3 protein-coding genes and 1 tRNA gene are annotated in these 25,662 nt (G+C 54.8%); 2 read left to right on the top strand and 2 right to left on the bottom strand.

What is annotated here, in order from left to right; all coding sequences use genetic code 11:
• Positions 1–41 precede the first annotated feature (41 nt).
• Both radC and map read right to left on the bottom strand, forming a co-directional pair.
• Positions 42–740, bottom strand: coding sequence for a RadC family protein (gene radC / locus K1718_RS12755; RefSeq protein ID WP_265684662.1), 699 nt, complete (start codon positions 738–740; stop codon positions 42–44).
• 7 nt (positions 741–747) lie between these two features.
• Positions 748–1,578: a type I methionyl aminopeptidase gene (gene map / locus K1718_RS12760; RefSeq protein WP_265684663.1), complete on the bottom strand. Its 831-nt coding sequence runs from the start codon at positions 1,576–1,578 to the stop codon at positions 748–750.
• A gap of 225 nt (positions 1,579–1,803) precedes the next feature.
• Here map and K1718_RS12765 point away from each other — a divergent pair.
• Both K1718_RS12765 and K1718_RS12770 read left to right on the top strand, forming a co-directional pair.
• Positions 1,804–1,889, top strand: a tRNA-Leu gene (locus tag K1718_RS12765).
• Between the two features lie 1,060 nt (positions 1,890–2,949).
• Positions 2,950–25,641, top strand: a complete 22,692-nt coding sequence (locus K1718_RS12770) for a T1SS-143 repeat domain-containing protein (protein ID WP_285806072.1) — start codon at positions 2,950–2,952, stop codon at positions 25,639–25,641.
• The last annotated feature ends 21 nt before the right edge of the window (positions 25,642–25,662 follow it).

Raw genomic sequence — 25,662 nt, forward strand, 5'->3', positions numbered from 1 at the left:
TGATCCGGCGTAACCGCGTTTATGCATCTTGTCGGCGCAAATCAGATCAATTGCAGCCCGCGCATACTGACATTTTTTCTCAGGCCAACAATGATGTGATCGTGAACTTCGACGCCAAGCGGTTTTGCGATATCGATGATTTTTTGGGTCATCTGGATGTCTGCACGGGAAGGGGTCGGATCGCCTGAAGGGTGATTGTGAACGAGAATGAGGGCCGTTGCGGAGTGTTCAAGAGCCCGACGGATCACTTCACGCGGATAAACCGGGGTGTGGTCGACGGTACCGGTCTGCTGGACCTCATCGGCAATAAGGCCGTTTTTCTTGTCGAGGAACAGAACTCGGAATTCTTCTACCGTTGAGTGTTCCATGGACACTTGCAGATAGTCGATCACTTTCGACCATGAATCCAACAAGCGCCGCTCGTCCAGCTCTGCCTTGTGGTAGCGCACAATAGCTGCATGAACGGCTTTCAATGTGTCTACGCTGACATCGGAAAGACCATTGATCTCCTTGAGCCGCTCCCGTGGCGCGGCAAGTGTGGCCGAAAACGACCCGAACCGTTGCAGCAGTGCCTTGGCAATTGGCTTGGTGTCCTGACGGGGTAGCGCGGAGAACAATAGGAATTCAAGAAGCTCATAGTCGGCAAGACCTTGCTCGCCAGTCTTTCGAAACCGGTCGCGCAATCGTTGGCGATGGCCTTTGTGGCTGGCGGTTGCGCTGCCGGACTTGGCTTCGTTCATTGCGATCTTAAGCCGCCGGGCGACCGGGTTTGTGAAGACCCTTGGGTGATGTCGTGAAAATCTGGCAGCCATCCGGCGTTATGCCGATCGAGTGCTCGAATTGTGCCGACAGCGAACGGTCACGCGTCACAGCCGTCCATCCATCGCTCAAGACCTTCACATGAGGCCGGCCGAGATTGACCATTGGCTCGATTGTGAAAATCATGCCCGGCTTCAGTTCCACGCCTTCACCTGGGCGACCGTAGTGCAGGATGTTTGGCGTGTCGTGGAAAAGCAGCCCGAGGCCGTGCCCGCAAAAGTCCCGGACGACCGAGCAACGCTGGGCTTCCACATAGGTCTGGATTGCAGCGCCGATATCCCCTGTTGTGTTGCCGGGTTTGGCGGCCTCGATACCGCGCATCAACGATTCATACGTCACGTCGATCAGCCGCTCGGATGCGCGCTTCAACTGACCGACCGGATACATGCGGCTGGAATCGCCGTGCCACCCGTCCAGGATCAGGGTCACGTCGATATTGACGATGTCGCCTTCGCGCAAGGCCTTGTTGTTGGGAATGCCGTGGCAGACAACGTGATTGATCGATGTACAGCTGGATTTGGTGTATCCGCGATAATTCAGCGTTGCCGGAATGGCGTCGTTGTCCATGCCGAACTGATACACGAAGTCGTCGATTGCCTGGGTTGTCACACCCGGCTTCACAATGTCGGCAAGCGCGTCGAGACAAGTCGCCGTCAGTTGTCCGGCGCGCATCATTCCCTCGAAATCCTCTAGTCCGTAAAGACGCACTTGACCTGTATTTTTCAAAGGTGCTTCTGCGGCATCAATGTAGCTGACCATGGACTGTCCGTCTTTTTGATTGTCTCGCGCTGGGTTCGTGCCGACCCGGCCTTCCGGCGCTTATTGCAATAGGTTTTGTATCTGTTCACATACAGTCCCGAGCGGGCAATTTCCAGTTTTTGATCACGTAAAATCAACCTTGCGGGGATACGGTCATCTCCGCGCAGGAATTCTGTTCGCGCTCGCTTGCGATTTTCAAAGAAGGTCGTTAGGTGAGGGGGAAGAGCGGGCGTGGTGGAATTGGTATACACAACAGACTTAAAATCTGTCGGCCCTAGGCCATGCGGGTTCAAGTCCCGCCGTCCGCACCAAACAGGATTCTGAACTTTGACATAGCATCAACTTGGCGATGTCAAAGTAACTTGAGTTTTGTCTGCGAAAGCGTCGGCGCTCTGGATGACAAACGCATTCTTGCTGTTTGCTGCCGAGATGAACACTGCGACCTGCGATGCTATTTTGTCGCGATCAGTTCAAAAGTCCTTACTGTGCTGCCGATAGGTGATCAGGGCGTTTGCGTCTGTCTTCCGTTCTCTGGTCACTTGGAAGAGCTTCCGGCATTGAGTTCAAGTGCGCTTGACAACATCTTCAAACCGACTGGCTTCCCTTAGCGTCCCGACTTGGATCTACCAGTGCTTCTTGGCGAGGTGGGTGGGTAACAGAGCTCAACCTCCAGTTTCTAGCCGGCTCAATAGCCAATCCTTTTCCAATGCAAATAGCGAGACAGGAGAAAGCGATTTCTCCGAGGAGCTCAAGAGTGAAGATGTCTAAAAATATCAATTAAAACAGGGCTTTAATTTCGTTTTTGAAGTCGCCGGACGGAGGGCGGCTAAGTTTCCCGCAAGATCCTAATTTAAAAGACCGGAAAGAACGCTTTGCATTGAGAAAAAGCATCAATCTAGCAAAGGACAAACGCGCCTCAGGGTTGTGAATGATGTCAGGCTCCAACGGTTCTTGTTTCCAGTAATTTTTCAAACTTGATGAAAATGATTACGTATTAACCATGTGAACATTTTCTCGTTTTTCTCAATTGTAAAGAATATCTGCCAATTATTTCCGAATACATTATATTTTTTTCTTAATTAGTATTCAAATACGCAAATTTCTTGATATCTTTTATAGTATAATAATTTAGACTAAACTATTGCGATTGTAGTCGGTTGCATTTTCTTTTCCCGATTTGACGCATTAAGGAATTCCGGCAGTTCTACCTTCCTTCATCTATAGGTTGCGTTGCGATTTACGTTGCGGACATTCGCCTCAGTGACGGCGTTTACCTTTAATAAAGTTAATAAAACTTTGGGTTTTATATAGGGTGAAAAAACTGTAAACATTCCTCAGTGGGTTTTATGAAAAAGTACCGAGTGTTTCGCTATGAATGAATTTGTTCGGATTGCACAGCTCTCTAATGACGCGACTTCAGGAGGAGACGGTGGAGGAGGAAACCCCTCTGATCCCCTTGTTCTTTCCCGGCCATCGGCACAGCAAAGTGTCGTTTCGCTTCGACAGTCAGGGCAACTTGTTGACTTCCGGCAAATCCTGAACGAGGACATCTCGTTCATCCGAATCGGTGACGACCTCCAGATGATTTTCGCCGATGGTGGAATGATCATCGTGCAGGGCTTCTTCGACGGAGACGGCGCGTCTCAGGTCGGTATCGTCTTCGATGGCGAAACGATTTCCATTGACGATTTTGTAACGGCTGCGAACCCACAGACTGCCGACGAGATCCAGACTGCTGCCGGCGAAACCAGCAATCTGGCAACTGCACTCGGTGGACCGCAGGGCTCGGGACAGAATTTCGAAGACACTCAGATCGGTGCTCTGGGCGACGGTCTTGGTTTCGGTGACCTGCTTGACGGCGGCGGCCCGGGTGGCGACGGCGGCCCTGACAACGAATTCATCGACGGAGAAGTGGACACGGTTCCGGAAATCGGTACGCCCGATGTGGGGGATTTGGCCGAGGCTGATCTCTTTGAAGGCGACACGCCACTTTCGTTCACGGGAAGCCTGGATCTCGATTTTGGCGACAATGCCGGAACAGACCTCAGCTTGGAATTTGACCTCTCCAATTTGCCGACGGATGTCACCTCCGATGGCTCACCGCTGACCTTCACCATCACCGACAATGCCGAGGGTGATGGCGGACAAACCCTGACAGCCACGAAGACGGGCACCACCGAAGTCGTTTTCACGGTGACCCTCGACATCATCACGCTGCCGAACGGCAATGCCGGTGGCAACTACATTTTTGAGCTTTTTGGCAATCTGGATCACGTTGCGGTCGGAGAAGACAATGTGCTTCCATTGACCTTCGGCTTTATCGCGACAGACGGAGACAATTTCTCTCCTGACAGCGCGACATCCGAGTTTACTGTCAACATCACCGACGATGTTCTGGCAATTGGTGATGCCGACGCAACATCCGTTGACGAAGAAGGCCTGGCCGACGGCAACGTCGATAGCGGCTATGATGGCGACCTTCCCGGCGCGGCGCTCACGTCGACAGGCGATCTCGCCATTGATTGGGGTGCTGATGATGCCAACCCGACCGATGGCGGCGGTCTTGGCGACCGGTCTGTTGTCTTTGATGCAAGCCAGCCCGGACTAACCGGTCTGACATCCAATGGTCTGGCGGTCACGGTCGCAATCCTGACCGACGGAACGCTGGTTGGATACACGGGTGCCACAGAACCGACGGCCACTTCCGACGCCGGTGTTGTGTTCTTTGCAACACTGTCCGATGCCGACAGCGGCAGCTATGTCTTTACTGTTGTCGACAATCTTGACCACCCGGCAGCCGATACCGAAGACGATATCGTTCTGGAATTCGCATATACCGCGACGGATGGCGACGGCGATACAGCTTCCTCAACCTTCCAGGTGACGGTGGACGACGATGCACCGGTTATAGGTGAACCTTCACTTGTTGATTTCGAAGTGGTTTCAAAATCAGTTTATGAATCCGGTGAGGTGAATCTTAGCATCCCAGCAACCGGAACCTCCGGAACAATTACATCAACAATAGAGATTGCAGAAGGTGGAACCATTCGGGATGTGAATGTCTCGATGGATATTCAGCACACCTTTATGGCTGACCTCGATATCACATTGATTGCACCGGACGGGACCCGGATTGGGTTGATTTTCGATCAAGGTGGCGGTGCAAACCCTAATGGCGAAATCACGTTTGATGATGAAGCTGTTCAGAGCTTCTCAGAGGCCACAGAGCCTTTTGTGGGCGTGTGGAGGCCGACAGCAGATACGCTTTCCGGTCTCGACGGGCTCGATCAGGCCGGCACATGGACGCTTGAAATTGTCGATGATCAAGCCGAAGACACGGGAAATCTTCGCTCTTGGTCACTCGACATTGAAGCGCAGGCACCCGCTCAGGTAAATGCGATCGTTGATGAAGACGATCTTTCAAATGTCACAGGTGACCTGGTCGACGGGAATGCGGATGATCAGGCAGGTGACGCAGATACCGCAACCGACGGAACACTGGACACAGACACGGACGCGACAACCGTCTTTGGTGATCTGGCGATCTCCTGGGGCGCGGACAGTGGCAACAGCGTTGAAAACGGTGGCGCGTCAGCCGGGAATGGCGACCGCGCAATTACCTTTTCTGCCGATACGATCACAACGCTTGAGGCCGCAGGGCTGACCTCTGACGGCGAAGAAATCACCTATAGCCTGAATGATCCGGAAAACGATCTCCTGACCGCGACAGCTGGTGACCGTATCGTTTTCACCGTTGAACTGTTCGATACGGACAGCGGCTCTTTCAAATTCGACCTTCAGGACGCACTGGATCATCCTGAAGGGTTTGATGAAAACGATCTTGTCCTGGAATTCGGCTTTGTCGCGACTGACAGCGACGGCGACACAACATTATCGTCTTTCACTGTCGGCGTGGATGATGACATTGCCGTTGTTGGCGACGCAACGCTTTACGATTTCGACGGCAGCGCAGTTGAGACATTTGAGTCCGGCGACGTTGGTCTTCGCATCCCCGCAACCGGAACTTCCGGGACAATAACCTCGACGATCGAGATTGTGGACGGTGGAACCATCCGGGACCTGAATGTCTCGATGGATATTCAGCACACCTTTATGGCTGATCTTGACATCACTTTGATTGCGCCGGATGGGACCCGGATCACCTTGATTATAGATGAAGGTGGCGGAGGAAACCCGAACGGCGTTATTACCTTTGATGATGAAGCGGCACAGAGTTTCAGCAATGCCACAGTGCCATTTGTCGGAGTTTGGAGGCCGACGGAAGATGCACTTTCCGGTCTGGACGGCCTCGATCAGGCCGGTACCTGGACACTTGAAATTGTTGATGCAGCAACCCAAGATTCGGGTGAACTACGCTCCTGGAGCCTGAACATAGATGCAGATGCATCGACACAGGTAAATGCGGTTGTTGATGAAGACGACCTTGCCGTCGGCAACAACAACGACGCAACCGGAGACGACGCCCCCCAGACAAATACAGACCTTGATGGCGACGGTGATGCCACAACTGTCTATGGAGATCTGGAAATCTCCTGGGGTGCGGATGATGGCAACAGGGATGAAGATGGTGGGTCTTCAACGGGTGCGGGCGACAGAGCTGTTACATTTGCAGCGGATGCGATCGCTGCTCTGACAAGCCGCGGACTGACCTCCCACGGCGAAGAAATTACCTACAGCCTCAACAGCACTGCGGATATTTTGACGGCGACGGCCGGCGGGCGCGATGTATTCACCGTTGAACTTTTTGATAGGGATAGCGGCTCGTTCAAGTTTGAACTGCAAGACGCGCTCGATCATCCTGAAGGACAGGATGAGAATGGCCTTGTCCTGACGTTCAAATATGACGTCACAGACGGTGACGGTGACGTCACGCCGTCCACATTCGCCGTTGGTGTTGATGACGATGTTCTCGTTTTCGATGGCAGTGTTGCAACAACGCAGGTGGACGAAGAAGGCCTTACAGGCGGTAATCCGGGTGAGTCCTATCCGGGCAATCCGGGTGACTTCGAGGGTGAAGAAACCGTATCGAGCGCTGATCTGAATATCTCCTGGGGTGCTGACGACGGTGACGGCGACGCGGTCACTGACGAGAAGACCGGAGACCTCTTCGTTCAGGATACACCTGGCGGTTTGGGCGATCGGTCCGTGGTCTTCACAACGGACAGCTCTGGTGCACCCGGCGTGACTGCAACCCGCGGCACGACGCCTCTTGATGGCGGACTGACTTCAGAAGGAAATGAAGTTAAGTTTGTCCTGAATGATGGCGGCACAATCCTGCTGGCCTATACGGGTGCTAATGCGACATTTGCTGCTCTGAACGGCGCCGCGGCATCCCCGGATAGCGCAGTTGTCTTCCGCGTCAGCCTGACGGACGAGGGCACAGGCGCTTATAGCTTTGAACTGCTGGGCACACTGGATCATGACCTTGGTGGTGCGGACAGCAAAGAAGACAACATTCGTCTTGAGTTCGATTTCACGGCTCTGGACAGTGATAGTGACGCGATTACCAGTACCTTCCGTGTCATCGTTGATGACGATGCACCGGAGTTTACCGGAGCTATCGCGACAACGCAGGTGGACGAAGAGGGCCTTGCAGGTGGTAATCCTGGCGAGTCCTACCCTGATAATCCTGGAGACTTTGATGGTGTGCCGACTGATTCCGGCACGAGCCTGAACATCTCCTGGGGTGCCGACAGTGCCGACGACGACGCGGTCACTGACGAACTGACCGGCAATCTTTATGTCCAGGACACGCCTGGTGCGGACGGCGACCGCTCGGTGATTTTCTCGACAGATGGTACCGGCGCACCGGATGTCACCGCGACACGTGGCACATCACCGCTTGACGGTGGCCTGACGTCCGATGGCAACGACGTGAAATTTGTCCTGAATGCCGACGGTACGATCCTGCTTGCCTACACGGGCGCAGACACCACGTTTGCTGCTTTGAATGGCGATGCCATCACCCCGGCCGACGCGGTCGTCTTTCGTGTCAGCCTGACGGACGAAGGTGCGGGTGCTTACAGTTTTGAGTTGTTCGACACCTTGGACCATGACCTTGGTGGTGCCGACAGCAAGGAAGACAACATTCGCCTGGAATTCGGCTTTACCGCTCAAGACGGCGATGGCGATATCATTTCCAGTACTTTCCGTGTCATCGTTGATGACGATGCACCGGAGTTTACCGGAGATATCGCGACAACGCAGGTGGACGAAGAGGGCCTTGCAGGCGGTAATCCTGGCGAGTCCTACCCAGATAATCCGGGAGACTTTGATGGCGTGCCGACTGATTCCGGCACGAGCCTGAACATCTCCTGGGGTGCCGACAGTGCCGACGACGACGCGGTCACTGACGAACTGACCGGCAATCTTTATGTCCAGGACACGCCTGGTGCGGACGGCGACCGCTCGGTGATTTTCTCGACAGATGGTACCGGTGCACCGGATGTCACCGCGACACGTGGCACATCACCGCTTGACGGTGGCCTGACGTCCGATGGCAACGATGTGAAATTTGTCCTGAATGCCGATGGTACGATTTTGCTCGCCTATACGGGCGTAGACGCCACTTTTGCTGCTTTGAGCGGCGATGCCACCACCCCGGCCGACGCGGTCGTCTTCCGTGTCAGCCTGACGGACGAAGGTGCGGGTGCTTACAGTTTTGAGTTGTTCGACACCTTGGACCATGACCTTGGTGGTGCCGACAGCAAGGAAGATAACATTCGCCTGGAATTCGGCTTTACCGCTCAAGACGGCGATGGCGACATCATTTCCAGCACCTTCCGTGTCATCGTTGATGACGATGCACCAATTGAAACCGCGACAACGGTTGCAGGTACGGTTGAAGAAGAGGGACTGACGGACGGCAATGAGGACACTGTCGATGCCGATGGCAATGATGGTGATACGGATGGTGGTACGGATGGCGAGCTTGATGTCGTTGGTCCGGCTGTTTCCGGCGACCTCCAGTCGCTTGTCTCTGTTGGCGCGGATGATGATCCCGACATTGGTGCCGGTCTTGCCGAGTTCAGCCTGATCAGCGATGTTGCAGCGCTGCAGACTGCTCACAACCTGACCTCTGCAGGCGCTGCGGTGACCTATGCGGTCGCTGGCAATGCAACGATCGGTTACACGCTGACGGCAACAGCCGGCTCGGAATCCGTCTTCACGCTGTTGGTGAATGCGGATGGCAGCTACACGTTCACGCTGCTCGGTCAGATTGACCACGGCACCGCATCTGATCCTGCGACACCTTCTCTTGAAGAAACGCTGACGCTGGACTTCTCCTCAATCCTTCGGGCAGAGGACGGGGACGGCGATGTGATCGGCATTTCCGACGATCGCTTTGAGATCAACATCATCGATGATGTTCCGGTCGAGACCTTCAGCAACGATGACAACAATGTTGTTGGTACCGTTGAAGAAGAGGCGCTGACGGACGGCAATGAAGATGCCGTTGATGCGGATGACAATGATGAAGACACGACAGGTGGCGGTGGCCGTCCAGGTGATCTGACACGGACCAGCGCAGTTGCGACCGGCGATCTTCAGTCGCTTGTGTCTGTTGGTGCGGATGCGGACCCTGATGCGGGTGCGGGTCTTGCCGAGTTCAGCATGGTTGGCGATGCGACGGCTCTTGCCACCACGCATAACCTGACCTCTGCCGGTGTTGCGGTCGAGTATGAACTGACCGGGAATGCAACAAGTGGCTACACGCTTGCGGCAACGGCAGGCACGGAATCCGTCTTCACGCTGGTTGTGCTGGCAGACGGCACTTACACCTTCACGCTTGAAGGCCAGATTGACCACGGCACAGCGTCTGATCCCGCGACGCCTGCTGATGAAGAAACGCTGACGCTGGACTTCTCCTCGCTTCTGCGGGCCGAAGATGCGGACGGCGACACAATTGCAATCTCCGCAAGCCGCTTCCAGATCGAAATCATCGATGACGTGCCGATCGAGACAACCGCAGCAGCTGTTGTCGGCACGGTTGAAGAAGAGGGACTGACGGACGGCAATGAAGACACTGTCGATGCCGATGGCAATGATGGTGATACGGATGGTGGCACGGATGGCGAACTTGATGTCGTTGGTCCGGCTGTTTCCGGCGACCTCCAGTCGCTTGTTTCTGTTGGCGCGGATGATGATCCCGACATTGGTGCTGATCTTGCCGAGTTCAGCCTGATCAGCGATGTTGCAGCGCTGCAGACTGCTCACAACCTGACCTCTGCAGGCGCTGCGGTGACCTATGCGGTCGCTGGCAATGCAACGATCGGTTACACGCTGACGGCAACAGCCGGCTCGGAATCCGTCTTCACGCTGTTGGTGAATGCGGATGGCAGCTACACGTTCACGCTGCTCGGTCAGATTGACCACGGCACCGCATCTGATCCTGCGACACCTTCTCTTGAAGAAACGCTGACGCTGGACTTCTCCTCAATCCTTCGGGCAGAGGACGGGGACGGCGATGTGATCGGCATTTCCGACGATCGCTTTGAGATCAACATCATCGATGATGTTCCGGTCGAGACCTTCAGCAACGATGACAACAATGTTGTTGGTACCGTTGAAGAAGAGGCGCTGACGGACGGCAATGAAGATGCCGTTGATGCGGATGACAATGATGAAGACACGACAGGTGGCGGTGGCCGTCCAGGTGATCTGACACGGACCAGCGCAGTTGCGACCGGCGATCTTCAGTCGCTTGTGTCTGTTGGTGCGGATGCGGACCCTGATGCGGGTGCGGGTCTTGCCGAGTTCAGCATGGTTGGCGATGCGACGGCTCTTGCCACCACGCATAACCTGACCTCTGCCGGTGTTGCGGTCGAGTATGAACTGACCGGGGATGCAACAAGCGGCTACACGCTTGCGGCAACAGCAGGCACGGAATCCGTATTCACGCTGGTGGTCCTGGCAGACGGCACTTACACCTTCACGCTTGAAGGCCAGATTGACCACGGCACAGCGTCTGATCCCGCGACGCCTGCTGATGAAGAAACGCTGACGCTGGACTTCTCCTCGCTTCTGCGGGCTGAAGACGCGGACGGCGACACAATTGCAATCTCCGCAAGCCGCTTCCAGATCGAAATCATCGATGACGTGCCGATAGCCGATGGAACGGCCGTCGAAGTTGCGGTTGATGAAGACGACATCTTTACCGCTTTCTCAGAAGGTACATCTCCCGATCTATTTGGCAATTCGTTGCCGGCGGAAGTTCTTCCGGGTGAAGCGGGGGCGGAATTCGTTGGCTTTGCCGCAACCACGACAGGGTCGGTTGCTTCCGTCGTGTCTTTCGGAGCGGACGGTGCAGCCGCTGTCGGTGGTTTTGCACTCACAAGCGATACAATCACGACCTTGGAGAGCCTGGGCCTGACATCAGGTGGTGACACAGTCCGGTATGAAGTTTCCGGAAGTACAATTCTTGCCTATGTCGATGTTTTCGATGGCCCCAATGGCACAGGCTATGACGATTTCGAAGACATCCCTGTTTTCACCTTCCAGCTCGATCCGGTTACCGGCGACTTCATATTCCAGCTCATTGAACAACTCGACCATGTCGATGCAAATGGTCAAAATACCAACCTACAAGGCGGAAGCGGTCCTGTTAGCGCAATTGACTTCGGCAGTGTCATTGAAGCGACTGATGGAGACGGTGACAGCATTGTTCTGACAGGCAAACTGAACATCACAGTCACCGATGATGTTCCGGAACCTGAAGCGCGCCTTGATAACACTGTGCGTGTTGATGAAACGCACGGCGATCATAGCGACAATGTCTTTAACGAAAACAGCGGCCAGTACAATCCAAATGTCGTGGCGCTCTTTACCGGCACAAATGCTGTCGCCAATCCTGGCTCAGACAATGACCTGCCGAACGGACCGATCTATGCGCGCGATGATGTCGTCGACTATGATCGCAATACCGGCGCCGATGATTTTGGTTCATCAAGAACGGTAACGCTGCAGATAGATGATGCTGCATCCGGACTCGAGACAACCGAAGGCGATGCGATCACCCTTTCGCTTGAAGCCGGTCTGATCGTCGGTCGGATCGACGATGGCAGCGGTGTGCTTGGCGAGGCCGTCTTTGCCATTCATATCGACGTCCGCGGGCGTGTCAGCATCGTTCAGTACCAGTCACTGAAACATCCGAACCCGGACAGCAGCGACGAACATATTGATCTTGCTGGAAAGATTTCGGCCATTGTGACGATTGAAGACGCGGACGGCGATATCGTTTCCGATACCATTTCGATCGGCGAAAACGTCACCTTCGACGACGATGGTCCGACTGCGTTCCGCAACGGTTCCAGCATCGGTCTGGATGAAGCGACTGAGCTTGGCGACACAATCTCGGGCCAGTTGCAGTTTGATGGTGGCGCAGATGGTGCAACTGTTACGGATGTCAGCTTCTTTGCGCGCAACAATGGCAATCTTCGAGCGCTTGATGTTGAAGAATCGGGTTCAGACCGCCGCATCGATCTGACAAGCGCCGGTGAGCCAATCACGACAACAACAGACATTGATGCCAACGGTGTCATTACCGTGACGGGAACAATCGCGAGCACTGGCGCGACAGCGTTTACGCTCATTGTCCAGCCGAACGGCAACTACGACTATGTTCAATACATCGCGTTCGATCATCCTGATCAGGGCGAGACCGGTTCTGACGATCCGATCGCGCTTCGTTTGAACTTCACTGTTACAGACGGCGATGGTGATACAGATGAGTCAAGCGCTCTTATTACCGTCCTTGATGACGAACCAACAATCGGCACACCCGACGACGGGGCCGTTACGGAAGACACCGCCGGGAATCCATCCAACGCTTTTGTGCCGGCAAGTGTTTCGGGCAGCCTCGACGTCGATTTCGGCGCGGACGATATCGATAGTGACGAGCCGATTGTTCTTGCATCGACCAGCTTCGAAAATGAGGCCGCGGTTGGCGGTGACTATACGAATGCGGCGACAGATGGACGGTCACTTGCACGCGACGCGGAAATTCAGATCGACAACATTTCTGGCATGCCAATTGTGGAATCGACTGCAGCCGGTTCTGGCGCAGCAGGTGATCTTGGCTTCACGGCAAGTTGGATTAATTCGCGTGGCGATTTTGGGTTGGAGAGGGACGCCGTTGGTGTATCCGACTCCACATTCTCTGACGGCAGCCAAAGCTATCAGATTGAAGATCCTGATGGGATAATGCGTCTCACATTTGATGAGGTGGACGTTGCCGGTCAAACGGGTGTGGATGCATCGCTTTCATATAACTTGTCAGATACGAATTGGGAAACTACTGACAGCTTGAAAATCTACGTTCTCGTCGACAAGGGGTTGGCAAGCGAACAGATCGTGACGCTGATCGACACGACGGGATCAGATATCGATGCTCTGAATATCGAAGGCAGCTGGAACCAGCTTTCTGCCGGTATTCCCGACGGGTCGACAACAGCTCAGCTGTTCGTGGAGTTCGAATCAAATGCAAACGCAGAGAATTTCTTCCTTGATGATGTGTCCTTCACGGCTTCAAACCCGGCAACAATCGGCAGGTCAGTCGCGTTCGAGGGCATTGCCGACAATGACGCCGTTCAAACCGATGCCGCACTTGATCTGACGTCGAACGGCGCAATCGTCCGGTATCTTCAAGTGTCGGATACGGAGATTGTCGGCCTGGCCGACGATGATGGCGATGGAACCGTTGCGGTCGGCGACCGTGAGGTCTTCCGCGTCACGCTCTCTGAAAATGATGGTGCAACTGCCGGCTCAGACGGGTCTTATGTCTTCGATTTGCTCGACAATGTCGATCATGTTGGCGCGGGCCAGGGCGACGCTCTGGCAATCACCTTCGCGTTCAATGCAACAGACAGCGACGGCGACACAACCGGCACCAGCGACTTCACCATAACCATCAATGACGACCCGGATACGCCGCTCGTCGGTACAGTTGAACCTGCGACAGTGACTGAAGACACAACAGTTTCAGCGGGTGTTGAAACGTTTGCTCAAGACACTGCGACTGGGTCGCTGGACATTGAATGGGGTTCCGACGACTCGGACTCCGACTCCGGCTCGAACCCAGGCGACCGGTCTGTCGCATTCGATGCCTCGCTGGACAACATGCTTGTTGCCATTAGCTCAGACGGTGATCGACTCACCTATACTCTATCCTCGGACGGCACCATTCTAACGGCTACTGCCGGTGTCGGTCCAACAGCACGTACAGTGTTCACGATTACACTGTCAGACAACAATAACGGCGAATACGCGGTCACGCTTGACGACAATCTGGATCATTGGGCGGCGCGTGGGAATGATGCTTCGTTCGATCTTTCCTTTGATTTCACGGCAACGGATGGCGACGGGGATACCAGTGCTGGGATCTTGACCGTTACGTTTGAAGACGATGCTGATGGTCCTTCGATTGGTGCAACAGAAGCTGGCGTTGTTGATGAGGACGGCCTTGCAGACGGCAACAACGACAGCCAGACAGGCGATGCGGTCGATGTCGATGGTGACGGCGACGGCGATGAGACCACTTTCACAGGCGATCTTGCGATTTCCTGGGGCGCAGACGATGGAGACAATGCAGCAGATGTGGGAGGTGTTCAGGACACGCCCACGTCTCAACCTCCGTCTTCTCCTTCAGATTTCGGCAACCGGTCTGTGCAGTTCGATCCCGCGATTACAGCGCCTGCGAACCTGAAGTCAGATGGTGAGGATGTCAGCTACAGTCTGAACCCGGCCGGCACGGTTCTGACAGCAAGCGCTGGCGGGCGGACCGTGTTCACGGTTGCACTGTCCGATGACGGTTCTGGCTCTTATTCGTTCACGCTTCTGGACAATCTGGACCATACGACTGGTGCCGATGAGAACGACATTGACCTGACATTCGACTTCGTGGCCACTGATGGCGATGGCGACACCGCAACGTCCAGCTTCATAGTGACCGTAGACGACGACACGCCGATCATTCCGAGCCACGATCCGAACAACTTCCGGATAATAAGTGATGATGACACCGTCAAAGACGCGAATGGCGATCCAATCGGGAATGATGGCGGTGTTGAAGACAGCGGTGAGTTCCACCAGACTGGCAAGACTGTTCCGCACACGTTTGGTGCTGATGGCGGCGAAATTGTTTGGAACGCATCAACCAGCATTGTTCGCAGTGACGTGCCGAACAATGGCGTCGATGCGACCAGTGGGATCACGTTTGAGGTTGTCGACAGCGTGGGTACAAGTCTGCTTCTGATCAAACAAGATCAGGGAGACCCCGCCAACCCTGTCACAGTTGCGGAAGTGACACTGGACAAGGCATCAGGCGACTACAGCTACGTACAGGTCGCAAATCTTCTGCACAATGTTGTAGGCGACAATATAGAGGAAGATGCGCGCTTTCTGCTTGGCTATACGGTGATTGATGGTGATGGTGACAAGGCCGAAGGCACCATCCGTTTGATTATCGATGATGATACACCGACCATCCGTCCGTTTGACGTCAACCCAGATCGCACAATCATTGCCGAAGGCACTGTAGAGAACGGCTCGAGCAACGATACGCGCACCGAGTATAATAGGGTCAAGACGATTGACTTCTCTGTTGGTGCTGATGGAGCTGCAGATGGTGGTGCTGTTGCCTGGGATGCTGACCTCAGTGCAGCCGCCAACAGTGGATTGACAGACTTCAGCTTCGAGACCGATGCCAATGGCACGCTGATCATCTCCCAAGAGCAGGATGGCAACAACGTTGTTGTGGCCGAGGTTTCGATGAACAGCGACACTGGCCGCTACGAGGTGACCGAGAAGGCCAACGTGCTGCATACCGGTTCCATCGAGAACCTTGTAGATCTCAACTTGCGGTTCACGGTGACTGATGGCGATGGTGATACAGCTGTCGGCGAACGCATCTTGAGGCTCAGAGACGACACGCCGGAAGCGTCGGACGCGACGGAGACGATGGGTGAGAACGCGGATACCGTGATCTCGCTTGTCGAAGGTGTGGATTACGCACCTGGTGCCGACGGTGGCGCGACGACAGAGATCGTGCTCGGCACGGCCACCTTCACCGGCGTGCCGCTTGGTGTCACGCTTGGCACGCCAACGATCACACTGGCGGCCACAGCTGCGGGTCATGACGTTTCGATCACACCGGGAACCGCGTTTGACGAATTGGCGGTTGGCGACAGCATCTTGATGACCATTCCGTACACCCTCACCGATGGTGATGGTGACAGTGTGACGATGGACATTGATGTCACGGTGACGGGTGCCAACGACGCACCGGTCATTGAGGTAAGCTCCGAGATCACCGGTGAAGTGGTTGAGACTGGCGATATCACCGGCATCGAGGAGGCAGATGTCTCTGGCAATCTCGAACCGTCTATTCCGCTCAATCCAGCTGTTACGAATGCCCTTGATGGCCTGTTGACGACGCCTTCACAGGTGGAGTCTGTCCTGACGACAGTGCAGAACGAACTGGGTGTCACCGAGGCGCAGGCGTTTGCAATTGTATGGGACTTCCTGGATGACAATTATACCGCCGCACCTGGCGGCACGGTCGTTGTCAATGAGGCGTTTGTCCGTCTCGGTGTCGAGTATGCAGAATACTTGAAAGCCGGCGGTGCGCCGCTGACACGGACGATTGCCAAATTCACCGCCGATGATGGCGATGCCAACGACACGCCCGAGCGCGAACAGAGCCTGCACGACAATCTGCTTGGCAACCTGAACGCTTCGCCGCTGTCTTATCGCTTTACTGATCCGCTGTTGACCGAACTTCAAACGCTGATTTCAGACGTTGATGCCAATCTCATGGCGCGTCCGATCTTCAGCGGCAATGAAGGGGTCAGCGACGCGACTACGCGCCAGTGGGACATCGACAACGGTTTCGATGCACCGCGCGTCACCGGACAGGTGACCGCCACAGATGTGGACCACAACGCGACCCTGACGTGGTCAGGCGATGCAGCGGGCACGTATGGCAACTTTGTCATTGATCCGGCGACCGGCGAGTGGACATATACCCTGGACGACACGCTTGCTGACGGCTTGAATGATGGTGATGCGCCGACGGAGACCTTCACGGTCACCGTGACCGACGATCAGGGAGCAACCGACACGGTCGACGTCGTCGTTACAGTCAATGGCACCAACGACGCGCCGCGGGATATTGATCTGAGCAGCACAACAATCGCCGCAGGTGCGCCTGATGGAACTGTTGTTGGCGCAATCACCGTGACTGATGTTGACGACACTGTCTTCACTTTTGACATCACAGATCCGTCTGGCGCTGCGGTGTCGGGTCTTTCCGTTGAAAGCGACGGTGCAAACGGATATCAGCTGGAGGTGGATGGCTCCGTTACCCGCTTGCCGTCTGAAGTCACCATCACGGCAACCGACCCGCAAGGCGCAAGTTACAGCGAAGCCTTCGTTGTGACTTTGCCTGTGCAGGTGCTTGACGGGACAGGTGCGCTTGTCGCTTCCTATTCGACCATATCGGCGGCGGTTGCAGATGCCACCACGCTGGACGGCTTTACCGTTCAGGTCGGGGAAGGCATCTATGCGGAGAACGTTGTACTCGACAAGGCGCTGAGCTTTGTGGGCGTTGGCATTGTATCGATCGAACCGACTTCGGGCGATGCGGTCTCCATCGGAGCCGGCGTTAATGGTGATGTTTCCTTCGACAATATCGACCTGGTTGGTGGTGGTACCGCGGATACCGGTATCGACATTGCGGCCGGAGCCAACATCGGCACGTTGACCTTCACAAATGGTGATATCTCAGGCTTTGTGAACAGAGGCATTTTCGCGACCGATGCTGCGGACGCTGCTGGCACTCCGGCAATGGGGGCTTTGGTTGTCAGCAATGCCGGTTTCTCCGACAACGGTTCCGGTGGCGGCAACACTGCCCATATCAAACTGTTCGGCTATGACGGCGATGCCAGCTTCACGACCGTAACGTTCGAAGGTGCCACTGCCGGTGCAGCGGAAGGCGACCGTCCCGATAGTGCTGTCGAGATTGTTGGCGGGCTGAATGCGCCTGGCAGCGCCAACCCGGCACCGGACAACGCTCCGAGCATTGGCATCGTCGTCTTTGACGATGTCACGGTAACGGGCGCGTATCACAAGAACCCGGTTGCTCTCTTTAACTTCGGCGACGTCGCCGACCTGTCAGTTCTGGATCTGGACCTGTCTGGTGCAACCAGTTCCTGGGGGCCACTGTTCAACATCGATGGCGTTGAGGGCGACGTTGATGCCTCCGGTTTCAACATCACCTTGCCGGTGTCCAGTGACATTCTGATCGAATTGCAGGGCGACAAGCCCGGGCAGGATCCGCTCGGCGCGGATCAGCAGATCATCGGAACCGATAACAACGATTTCATTCGTGGTCGCGGCGGTGACGATACGCTGCAAGGCAATGCCGGCAACGATCTGCTGGTCGGTGACGACTTCATCCCGGCGGCAACTGACGGCACTGACACGGCCGCCTATGACGGCATCCTGACTGCAGCTGACATCATGGCGGTTGATCTGGATCCGGGCGCGGGCGTTCTGCTCGGTTGGCAAGTCGATGCAACTGGCATTGGTGAAGGCACTGATGGTCTGGTTGGTGTTGAGATCGTTCAGGCTGATGATCCGGTTGGCGATGCCACCGGCCGCTTCCTGCTGGTTGGCAATGGTGGTTTTGCGACAATCGCGGAGGCTGTTGCGGCTGCTAACTCAGGCGATACCATCCTGATTGCTGAAGGCAACTGGTCTGGTGCAGGCAACGAAAACGTGACGATCGACAAGCCTCTGACCATAGTCGGTTCGGGCACAGTTACGGTTGACGCGACCGGTTCAGCCTACGGCTTCGACATCGATCTTGACGCGGATTATCCAGATGGAACGGTGAGATTCGAGAACCTGACGATTGTCAATGCAAGCAGTGCCGGCATCAGGGCATCGGATACAAATATTTTAGGCACGCTCGAGTTGGACGGAGTCGATCTGAACGACAACGGTAATTTTGGTCTTTATGTTTCCGGTAGAACGGACACTTCGACCAATGTCGGTGGCGGTTTCGACCAGGCAGGTGTTCAAGCACTTGTTGTCACAGGCTCCGATTTCGACGGCAACGGAACCAGTGGTGCCAACGGCAGTGGTGATATCGTTCTGTTCGAATATGACGGAAATGCTACCTTCAGCGATGTGACTGTCACAGGTTCGACAGCTGGTAGCGCAAACACTGCGATACAGATCGCAGGCTTCGATGCGTCCACTTATCAGTCAAACCTGGAAGGCGCTCCGACCTACAGCTATGACGTGCTGACACCAATGGGAACTGTGATCTTCGAAGATGTCACAATCTCCGGCGACTACAGCAAGTTGGGCCTCTATATCCACGGCTTTACAGATATTACCGGTCTTGTGTTCAGGCAGAGCACAATCACACCAGGTGACCCTGGCACTGTCATTGACGTCACAGCCGGCTGGGGAGTGGGCCTTGGCATCGATCCGATGGCCGATCAGCTGCCAACTGGCACAGCTGGTACTCCTGGCAATGCGGGATCGTTCTTCAACGATGCCAATGCAGATGGCTCGGTCGACCTGACCTACGTCTCGGTAGCTAATGCCGGTGGTATAGTAACTACATTCGTGGATGGCACGACAAAAGATGATGTCATCATCGGTACTTCAGGTGCTGACTCTATCACCGGTTTTGAAGGTTCGGACACTATCAATGCCGGTGGCGGTGATGACATAGTCAATTGGCGCGTCGGCGACGGCGCAGATCTGATCGATGGCGGTGACCACGATACGATAGGCGATACGCTCAACGTCTTCGCGACGGGTGCTGGGCAGACTATTAATCTTACAGCAACCAATCCAAATTTCGCTGTTTCTGATGGATCCAACACCAGCGCAGTGCAGAATGTTGAAGAGGTCGTAGTTGATTTCTCGGCTGGTGCCGGGACGCTAAATGTCGTTGGCGATTTTGCCGGTTCCGGTATCAACGTGAACACAATCACGGTCGAGGGAAGCGCCGACAACGATCTGGTTGATGCTTCGGGTATGACCACAAGTGGAGCTACCTCCGAGGTTGGGATCGACTTCTCCGGCAACGCTGGCGATGACACTTTCATTTCCGGCGTAGGTGATGATCACTTTGATGGTGGCGACGATACCGACACCTACGTGGCCAATGGTCCTCGGGAAAACTATCTGATCACCATTGCCACCGACGGAACAGTAACCATTGCGGACACTGTTGGCAGCGACGGAACCGACATCGCTGAGGTCAATGTCGAATTCCTGCAGTTCACCAACATTACGTTCGATCTGACCCAGCCGGTCCACCTGTTCGATCAGAACGATGATCTCGTCAACACCTATGCCACTCTCCAGGCGGCCCATGCCGATGCTCTAGACTCGTATCGCATCAACCTGGCGGGCACTGTGACAGGTGAAAGCCTTACAGTTACAAAGGACAATCTTCGGATCGAAGGCCAAAGCGACGACACAGGCAACGTCTTCACATTGGGCGGATCTGTGACGACAATAACGTTGCTTGGTGACGCGCCGTTCGACGTAATTGGCAACGGTTCTGCTAACATCATCAACGGAAACGCGGGTGCAAACATCATTCGTGGCAATTCGGGCAATGACACGCTCGACGGTGGGGAAGGCTCTGATACTTATCAGGTTTCCGGCACGGGTCATGGGTATGACACCTATCAGGACAGCGGTTCTTCCGGTGACACCGACACGATTGCGGCCATCTCGAACAACGCGCGTATCGGTCTTCTTGGTGACTTCGATGCTGCAAGCAGCGGCATTGAGGCGATCACAGGGACTGGTTTCTCCGGTGTTCTTATCCGCGGTGACAACAATGCCAACGATCTTGACTTCAGCAACATCTCGCTGACGGATATCTCGTTCATTGATGGTCAGGGCGGCAACGACACGATCACGGGCTCTGCAAGTGATGACACGATCCGTGGCAATTCGGGCAATGACACGCTCGACGGTGGGGAAGGCTCTGATACTTATCAGGTTTCCGGCACGGGTCATGGGTATGACACCTACCAGGACAGCGGTTCTTCCGGTGACACCGACACGATTGCGGCCATCTCGAACAATGCGCGTATCGGTCTTCTCGGTGACTTCGATGCTGCAAGCAGCGGCATTGAGGTAATTGATGCAAATGGCAATTCAGGTGTGATCGTAAGGGGAACTAATTCCGCAAATGACCTGGATTTCCGCGATATTCAGCTTGTTGACGGGCTCACCGTTGACGGTCAAGGCGGGAATGACACGGTCACGACATCTCAGATCTCAGGTGATCACGTCACATATCGCGGAGGCAGTGGTACCGACACTCTTCGGATCGCCCTGACACTTGATCAGGCTGCAGATGCTGCCTTGATCGCACAGATCGATGCTCTCACACCTGGTGCCGGATTTAACGGTACCGTGAGTGCTGGTGGACTCTCGTTCGATGTTTATGATTTCGAGACAATCGTCAAAGGTATTACGGTTGGTGATACCTTCCTGCCGTTTGACAATGTTCTGATCGGTACGAACTCCAGTGAAACACTGAATGTTCCGACGTCAGAATCATGGTTGGTTTTGGCCCGCGGCGGCAACGACACGGTCAATGGAAACGACGGCGATGACATCATTGTAGGTGAGGGAGGCAACGACACCCTCAACGGCGGTGATGGCAACGACACCTATCTTGTTGGCAATGGCGACGGCCTCGACACCTTCAATGGAGAGGCTGGTACAGACCGTATACTGGCGACCGAAGACGACACCGCAATCGGCGTCAACGGTTTTGCCAAAGGTGCAGTGGAAGAGATCTCCGCGAACGGCTTCAGCGGTGTCACGGTTCGTGACAGCGACAGTTCCAGGACACTCGATTTCTCCGACACGGCGCTGACCGATATTGATGAAATCGATGCCCGCGGCGGCAACGATACAATCACCACGTCCGATCTGAGCAGCGGCAATTATCGTGGCGGCAGTGGCAACGACACGATCCACACCGGTGCAGCGGATGCAACTTTGCTCTACGACGGCACCAGCAACGGTTTCGATACGTTTGCAACCAACGGGACGGGTGCATCGGAAGCCAAGGCGGAATCCGACGGCACTGTCATCGGCGTCAACGGGTTCGACAACGGTGTCGACCACATAAACGGTAATGGAAACAGCGATGTCACGGTTCGTGACAGCGACAGCTCCCGGACCCTGAACTTCTCCAACACGCTTTTGACCGATATCGAGGAAATCGACGCTCGTGGCGGTAACGACACCATCACCACGTCCGATTTGAGCTCCGGTACCTATCGTGGCGGTAGCGGTAATGACACCATTCATACCGGCGATGCCGATGCGACTCTGCTCTATGACGGCACGAGCAACGGCTTCGACACGTTTGCGACCAACGGGACAGGTGGGTCCATTGCCAAGGCGGAATCCGACGGTACTGTGATCGGCGTCAACGGTTACAACAATGGCGTTGACCAGATCAGTGGCGACGGAAACAGCGATGTCACGGTTCGTGACAGTGACAGCTCGCGGACACTGAATTTCTCGAACACGGTCTTGACCGATATCGAAGAAATCGACGCCCGTGGCGGCAACGACACCATCACCACGTCCGACCTGAGCACCGGCACCTATCGTGGTGGTAGCGGTAACGACACGATCCACACCGGTACGGCGGATGCAACTCTGCTTTACGACGGCATCAGCAACGGGTTGGATACGTTTGCGACCAACGGGGCAGGAACGTCCGTCGCAAAGGCGGAATCTGATGGCACCGTGATCGGGGTGAACGGTTACAACAATGGCGTTGATGAAATCAGCGGTGACGGCAACAATGATGTGACCATTGTTGACAGTAACAGTTCGCGAACGCTCGACTTCTCAACCACAACGCTGACCGACATCGCCTCGATCAATGCCCGTGGTGGCAATGACACCGTCATTGGCTCCAGCGGTGACGACACCATCATCGGCGGAACCGGCAACGACACGTTGCGTGGTGGCGCTGGCAACGACACCTTCAAATGGTCATCAGGCGATGGCAATGATCGTGTCGACGGCGGCTCTGAAACAGGTGCTGATACGCTCGAGATCACCAACACTGGTGGCGCGACAGCCTTCACACTCGATGTGGCCTCAGGTGGTTCCAATATCGTTCCGTCGACAGGCACAGACGCGGATGACATCGAAATCGGGGCCGGCTCATCGACGATCCGCACCGACGAGATCGAAGATGTTGTGTTCAATCTTGGAGCGTCCGGCGACTCGGTAACGGTTACCGGTGACTTCTCGACAACATCGCTGTCAACTTCGACTATCACTGTGGAGGGCGGAGCCGGCAACGATACTGTCGATGCTTCCGGTGTTACCAGCGGCCACCGTGTAGTCTTTAGGGGCGGTGACGGTGATGACACTTTCATCTCAGGTGCAGGCGACGACTTCTTCGATGGAGGGGAAGGCAACGATAGAATTGAACTGAGCGGAGATTCCTCACAGTATTCAGTTACATACAACGCAGATGGAACCATCACGATTGTCGGTCCAGATGGCACAGACACAGTCACCAGTACGATAGAGACAATTGCATTCGATACTGGTAGTCCGATTGCCGTCAAACCAGTATGGGTAATTGACGGGACGACCGGCGCTGTCACGCAGTACGACACCATAGGCGCGGGCGTGGCAGGAGCAAGTGTTGGCGACACGGTGCGCGTTGCGGCGGGCACTTACAATGAGAACGTGACGATCAACAAGGGCATAACGCTTGAAGGCTCAAACGCCGGCGTCGAAGGCAATGACAACGGACGTGGATCAGAGACCATCATCAACGGAACTGTAACAGTTAATGCTGGTGCAAAGGTTGTGCTTGATGGTCTTGAGTTCCTGGACAGTCAGGCGGTTGGGAATGGCAGCTTCACGTCGGTTCTAGTTACCAGCTCCGCACAGCATGAAATCATCAACTCTGTGTTTAACCGTGATACCGGGAACCCTGCAGAAACCGTTTGGGTGGGTGCAGGCTCAGCCGAAGGGCACCGGGGGATCGAATTGGCCTCCGTCAGTGCCGGAGGTGTCATCACAATTTCCGGGAACCTCTTCACCGGAGCCAACGATGTCTACTATTATGGAAATGACAACTATAAATCTGCCATCTATTCAAACGGTGGAGCCGGAATAACAGTAATTTCGAACAACACCTTCGAGCACGTTCGAACTGCGATAAATGCTGATGACTACACCAGCAATGTCCAGATTGACGGCAACCAGTTTCAAAATCTGGGTAGCGGTTTGAGCGTCGGTGAAACTACAAGTGGCAATGTTACAGGGCCAATATCGAGTGTTACAAACAACAGCTTCGACAGCGCCGACACCGATTTCAATTTCCGTAATGTGAATGGAGACATAGAATTCGATTTTGAAGGTTCCGGCAATTCCGTAGCAGCTGGTGACAGCTTGACTGTATTTGGATCGCAAGGTTCAGATGAGTACGTCGGATCTTCGGAAAATGATATCGTCATTGCTGAAAACGGAGCAGACACTGTTAACACCGGCGCTGGCGACGATATTATCTTTGGCGGAAGCACGGGTTTCGCGGATAACAGCGACGCAGATACGGCTGTTTATACCGGTAATTTCGCCGATTTTACGTTTGGTTCCAATGGGAGCGGTTTCCTAACAGTAACCGACGGTGAGATCGCCGATGGTCTCGACGAGGGCAACGATGCATTGATCAATGTAGAAATCTTGGAGTTTGGCGACGGGACGACCGTTCGCATTGTTGGTCATGGCGGTTATGCGTCTATCTCTGATGCTATCGCGGCAGCCGATCCAGGAGATACAATTCTTCTCGCGCCGGGCATTTACAACGAGAACGTAACAATCAACAAACAAGTCACCATTCTTGGTGCGAACAACGGCATTGACGTTTCGGCGGCATCTAGAGATATGGTCGGCGGGGTTGGTGAAAGCACAATCAATGGTGGGATTGTGATCCTTGCCGACGGTGTCAAGATTGACGGTGTCCGATTGTTCGAAGGCGCTAAGGTTTCTTCAGCTTTCGAACTTGCTGGAATACACATTCAAGGTGACGCGGCGGCCATTTCCAACTCACTGTTTTATCGTTCGGCAGGCGGCATAGGTGACGCGTCTCGGGGGATTGTAAATTCTCTAGGATACGGCAATGGAATGCAGATCATCGGAAATATGATGCTCGGCTGGCACACCGGTATGTATTTGAATGGTTCTACTCAGAACGCTTTGGTCGATGGAAACCAATTCGAAAGCAATTTGGTTGGTATGTCACTCGACGGATACGCTGGCAACTCCAATAACACCGTTCAAAACAATGCTTTTGTCGCCAACAATCTCGAAGGACTTGGAATTGGCAACGTTTCTGCATCTATTGATGGAGTGGTGACTGGAAATACATTTGAAGGCAACGGCACCGGTGGTAATCCTGCAAATACGAACATTGCCAACTACGATACAGCTCTGCCGACTGACACGGTTCTCGGCAATACAATTGTAGGAACTTCAGGTAATGACACACTGACTGACGATAGCACCGGCTCGGGACGCATTGGCGGCAACACATTTGTCGGCGGTGAAGGCAACGATATTATAGTCGGCGGCGAAGGCGACGATGTCCTGATCGGTGGCCTAGGCAGCGATACGCTGACTGGTGGTGCTGGTGCTGACACGTTCGTACTGACTTCGCTCGCTGAAGCTGACATCATCACCGATTACAGCTTCGATGAAGGTGACAAGATCGATCTTGGCACACTGCTGGACGATGCCTTCGGGCAAGGCGCGAGCGAGGCTGAACTGGTCAGGGCAACAGATGACGGTAGTGGCACTGTGACACTCGAAGTCGATGTCGATGGAACTGAAGTTGCTCATGATTGGCAGGAAGTCGCGACACTTCAGAACCACAGCTCCATGGGCGACACGGTTCGTGTCGTGATGGATCAGGCTGGTACGGAAGTGGACGTGTCAGTCAACATAGCCTGATCGATCCGAAATACGATCTTT

The sequence above is a fragment of the Roseibium porphyridii genome, assembly GCF_026191725.2.
In the GTDB taxonomy this organism is placed as follows: Bacteria; Pseudomonadota; Alphaproteobacteria; order Rhizobiales; family Stappiaceae; genus Roseibium; species Roseibium porphyridii.